The following is a 4,523-nucleotide window of genomic DNA, read 5'->3' as shown; positions in this document are numbered from 1 at the left end:
GATGAGCAGCCCGGCGGCGATCGAGGCGGCGACGGTCGTGTGCCCGCTGGGCAGGGTGTTGATGTCGGCGCGCGCGGTGTCGAGCAGCGCGGGCCGGTCGAGCACCACGTGCTTGAGCACCTGCGTGGTGAGGTTCGCGCCGGCCACCAGGATCACCACCTGCGCCGCGAGCCACCAGCGCCCGCGGGCCAGCGCGAGCACGACGGCGACCGCGAGGCCCAGGCCGATGAACGAGTTGGACACCACACCGAGCACCGGTTCGGCCAGCTCCCACAGCACGCCCTGCCCCCTGGCCGCGCCCTCGAGCGCGAGCTGGTCGGCGTGCTGGCCGCGCCCGGAGGCGACGAACGTGTCCCAGGTGGCCCACACGCCCCACATGCCCAGGACGGCGACGACGGCGGCCGCTACGCGCGGCCCCACGCGGGGTCGGTGACCGGGCGTCCGACCAGGCATCGGGCTGCTGACGCCGCCGACGGCGCGGCCCTCGGCGGGCTGCGACAGATCGGGTGGCGGGAGAGCGCGGTCGGTCATGGCCCCACCGTAGAGGAGTCCGTTGGAGAGACCGTGGCGCTCGTGTGTGGCTCCCTGTGTCATCAGCGCCATGTCCTTGACGCCACGAGTGAAAATCACCACGGTCATGTGAAACTGCCGGGCAGCGCCATGTGAGCCCGGATAGGGTGCGATCCGTCGCGCCTGGCGTACCGTGAACTCTCCAACGCCACCCGGCGCACGTCCCAAGACCCAGCAGGAAGCAGGCAGGACCGGATGTCCCAGGCACGCAAGCTCGTGATCGTCGAGTCGCCCACGAAGGCTCGCAAGATCCAGAGCTATCTCGGTGACGGCTACGAGGTCGAAGCCAGCGTGGGGCACATTCGCGACCTCCCGCAGCCCAAGGACCTGCCCGCGGAGATGAAGAAGGGGCCGTACGGCAAGTTCTCCGTCGACGTCGACAACGGGTTCGACCCGTACTACGTGGTCCACGCGGACAAGAAGAAGAAGGTCTCGGAGCTCAAGAAGGCCCTCAAGGACGCCGACGAGCTCTTCCTCGCGACCGATGAGGACCGCGAGGGCGAGGCCATCGCCTGGCACCTGATCCAGGAGCTCAAGCCCAAGGTGCCCGTCAAGCGCATGGTGTTCCACGAGATCACCCGCGACGCGATCCTCCGTGCACTGGAGAACACGCGCGAGCTGGACCAGGACCTGGTGGACGCCCAGGAGACGCGGCGCATCCTCGACCGCCTGTACGGCTACGAGGTCTCGCCGGTCCTCTGGCGCAAGGTGCGCCAGGGCCTGTCAGCCGGCCGCGTGCAGTCGGTGGCCACGCGCCTGGTGGTCGAGCGGGAGCGCGAGCGCATGGCGTTCGTCTCGGCCGACTACTGGGACGTCGCGGGCACCTTCGCGGTCGCGGACGACGGCGCCGGCTCCGGCCAGCCGTCCTTCCGCGCGCGGCTCACCCAGCTCGCGGGCCAGAAGGTCGCGTCCGGCCGGGACTTCGACGACCGGGGCCGGCTCAAGGTCCGCACCGGCGTCGTGCAGCTCGACGAGGCGGCGGCCCGCGCCGTCGTCGCCGGGCTGGAGGCGGCCGACTTCGCGGTCAAGAGCCTCGAGACCAAGCCGTACACGCGCCGTCCGGCCGCGCCGTTCACCACCTCCACGATGCAGCAGGAGGCCGGCCGCAAGCTGCGGATGTCGTCGCGTCAGGCGATGCGCACCGCGCAGGGCCTGTACGAGAACGGCTACATCACCTACATGCGTACCGACAGCCCGTCGCTCTCCAAGGAGGCGACGGACGCGGCGCGGCGGCAGGCCGCCGAGCTCTACGGCGCGGAGTACGTGCCGGGCGCGCCGCGGCTCTACGCCAGCAAGGCCAAGGGCGCCCAGGAGGCGCACGAGGCGATCCGCCCCGCGGGCGACTCGTTCCGTACCCCGGCCCAGGTCGCCGGCGAGCTGAGCGGGGACCAGTTCCGGCTGTACGAGCTGATCTGGAAGCGCACCGTGGCCTCGCAGATGGCCGACGCCAAGGGGTCGACGGCGTCCGTCCGGCTCGGCGCCGTCATCAGCGGCGGCACGCAGGACGGCAACGAGGCGGTGTTCTCGGCGTCCGGCACGGTGATCTCGTTCCGCGGCTTCCTCGCGGCGTACGAGGAGGGTGCGGACGCCGAGACCGACGCGCCCGACACCGCCGCGGCGGCCAAGGAGACGCGCCTGCCGACGATGGCCGAGGGCGACGCGCTGACCGGCACCGACCTCGCCGCGGACGGCCACTCGACCACGCCGCCCGCGCGGTACACGGAGGCCTCGCTGGTCAAGGCGCTGGAGGAGCGCGGTATCGGCCGCCCGTCCACCTACGCCGCGACCATCTCGACCATCCAGGACCGGGGCTACGTGATCACGCGCGGCCAGGCCCTGGTTCCGACGTGGCTCGCGTTCGCGGTGATCCGGCTGCTGGAGGAGCACTTCGACCGGCTCGTCGACTACGACTTCACCGCGACGATGGAGGAGGACCTCGACCAGATCGCGGCCGGCTCCCGCGAGCGGGTGGCGTGGCTGCGCGAGTTCTACTTCGGCGAGGTGCCGGGCAACGTCGGCACGTCCGACGAGCTCGGCGTGGACAGCAAGGGCGGTGGGCTGCGCGCGCTGGTGGAGAACCTCGGCGAGATCGACGCCGCGGCGATCAACTCCGTGGACATCGGCGAGGGCATCCGGGTGCGCGTGGGCCGGTACGGCCCCTACCTGGAGGACCTCGCGGCCGAGGTCGAGGAGGGCAAGAACCCGCCCCGCGCCTCGGTGCCGGACGACGTCGCGCCCGACGAGCTGACCGTCGCCAAGGCGCGCGAGCTGCTCGCGGCGGGCGCCGACGACGGGCGCGTGCTGGGCGAGCACCCCGAGACGCACAACCCGATCGTGGCGAAGAACGGCCGCTACGGCCCCTACGTCACGGAGCAGCTGCCCGAGCCCGACCTGGACCCGGACCTGTCGGCCGCGGCGAAGAAGCGGGCGCTGGCCGCCCTGCCCAAGCCGAAGACGGCGTCGCTGCTCAAGTCGCAGTCCCTCGACTCGGTCACGCTGGAGGACGCCCTGCAGCTCATGTCGCTGCCGCGCGTCGTGGGCACCGACCCGGAGTCGGGCGACGAGATCACGGCGCAGAACGGCCGCTACGGCCCGTACCTCAAGAAGGGCACGGACTCGCGGACCCTGCCGAGCGAGGAGGCCATGTTCACGGTCACCCTCGACGAGGCGCTGGAGATCTACAAGCAGCCCAAGCGGGGCCGCGGCCGCACCGCGACGCCGCCGCTGCGCGAGCTCGGCGACGACCCGAACAGCGGCAAGCCGATCACGGTCAAGGACGGCCGGTTCGGCCCGTACGTGACCGACGGCGAGACCAACCGCACCCTGCCGCGGGACCTCACCCCGGAGTCGGTCACGGCCGAGCGGGCCATCGAGCTGCTCGCCGAGAAGCGCGCCCAGGGCCCGGCCAAGAAGCGCACCCCGGCCAAGAAGGCGCCGGCCAAGAAGGCACCCGCGAAGAAGGCTCCGGCCAAGAAGCCCGCGGCCAAGAAGTAGTCGTGCGGGTCAGCGCCGCAGGCGGCGGCCCGTCACGTGGGTGGGCGTGATGCGCACCCACGTGTCCCGGGTCTCCTCCAGGTAGCTGACCAGGTTGGTGGACTCGGCCGCCGCGATGTCGGCGTCGGTCTCCAGGATCTCGGCGGTGCCCTTCACCACGACGCTGTAGGCGATCTCCGGACCCCACTGGTCGACCTCGAACGCGACCTTCTCGTTGATCGCCACCTCCGCGACCTTCGTGCCCGGGATGGTGTGGAAGTAGATGGTCCGGTCCGCGACCGCGAAGTTCAGCGGGAAGATCTCGGGCTCGCCCCCGACGGCGGTGCCGAGGCGCCCGATGGGCTGCATGGAGAGGAACTCCCAGCACTCGTCCTCGGTGATCGACGTGATGCTCTGCTCGTTGTCGTCCATCTCCCCATCGTGCGCCGGGTGGGCGGGCGCCGCTCAGCGGGAGCCGCCCGGGTCGATGTCGGCGGGCCCGGTTAGGGTGGCGGCGTGAACGCACCGGGCTACTTCATCTCCTTCGAGGGCGGCGAGGGCGTGGGCAAGTCGACCCAGTCCCGCCTCCTCGGCGACTGGCTGGCGGACCTGACGGGCCGCGAGGTCCTGCTCACGTTCGAGCCGGGCGCCACCACGCTCGGCCAGGAGCTGCGCGCCGCCGTCATGCACGGTCAGGACATGGGCCCGCGCGCCGAGGCGCTCATCTACGCCGCCGACCGCGCGCACCACGTCGAGACCGTGGTCCGGCCCGCGCTGGAGCGCGGCGCCGTGGTGATCACCGACCGCTACGTCGACTCCTCGATCGCCTACCAGTCCGGCGGCCGTGACCTGCCGCCCGGCGAGGTGGAGCACCTCTCGCTGTGGGCCGCCAAGGGCCTGCGCACGGACATCACGATCCTGCTCGACCTCGACCCCGAGGCTGCCGCCGCCCGCCGCGCCGCGGCCGAGGGCAAGGGCGC

At 72.0% G+C, this 4,523-nt stretch carries 3 protein-coding genes and 1 pseudogene; 2 read left to right on the top strand and 2 right to left on the bottom strand.

All coding sequences use genetic code 11. From position 1 onward, the window contains the following. Positions 1–531: pseudogene (locus PROKR_RS18750) on the bottom strand (hypothetical protein); the annotation flags it as partial. Positions 532–765: 234 nt separating this feature from the next. Here PROKR_RS18750 and topA point away from each other — a divergent pair. Further along, positions 766–3,564: a type I DNA topoisomerase gene (gene topA / locus PROKR_RS18745; protein WP_036965640.1), complete on the top strand. Its 2,799-nt coding sequence runs from the start codon at positions 766–768 to the stop codon at positions 3,562–3,564. Between the two features lie 9 nt (positions 3,565–3,573). On the opposite strand, the gene PROKR_RS18740 is transcribed toward topA, so the two are convergent. After that, complete coding sequence (locus PROKR_RS18740) at positions 3,574–3,975, bottom strand: pyridoxamine 5'-phosphate oxidase family protein (RefSeq protein WP_036965639.1); 402 nt, start codon at positions 3,973–3,975, stop codon at positions 3,574–3,576. 84 nt (positions 3,976–4,059) lie between these two features. Between PROKR_RS18740 and tmk the strand changes: the two genes are divergently transcribed. Continuing rightward, positions 4,060–4,523, top strand: a 464-nt coding sequence (gene tmk / locus PROKR_RS18735; RefSeq protein WP_051433140.1) for a dTMP kinase, incomplete at its 3' end; no start/stop codon positions are given.

Source organism: Promicromonospora kroppenstedtii DSM 19349 (assembly GCF_000515355.1).
GTDB lineage: Bacteria > Actinomycetota > Actinomycetes > Actinomycetales > Cellulomonadaceae > Promicromonospora > Promicromonospora kroppenstedtii.
The sequence above is the reverse complement of the archived record's forward strand: the minus strand, read 5'-3'. Positions and strand labels throughout refer to the sequence as shown.

What these genes read in the sequence shown, in the direction of transcription:
- topA (WP_036965640.1), top strand. Translation starts at nt 766, where the DNA reads ATGTCCCAGGCACGCAAGCTCGTGATCGTCGAGTCGCCCACGAAGGCT.
- PROKR_RS18740 (WP_036965639.1), bottom strand. Translation starts at nt 3,975, where the DNA reads ATGGACGACAACGAGCAGAGCATCACGTCGATCACCGAGGACGAGTGC.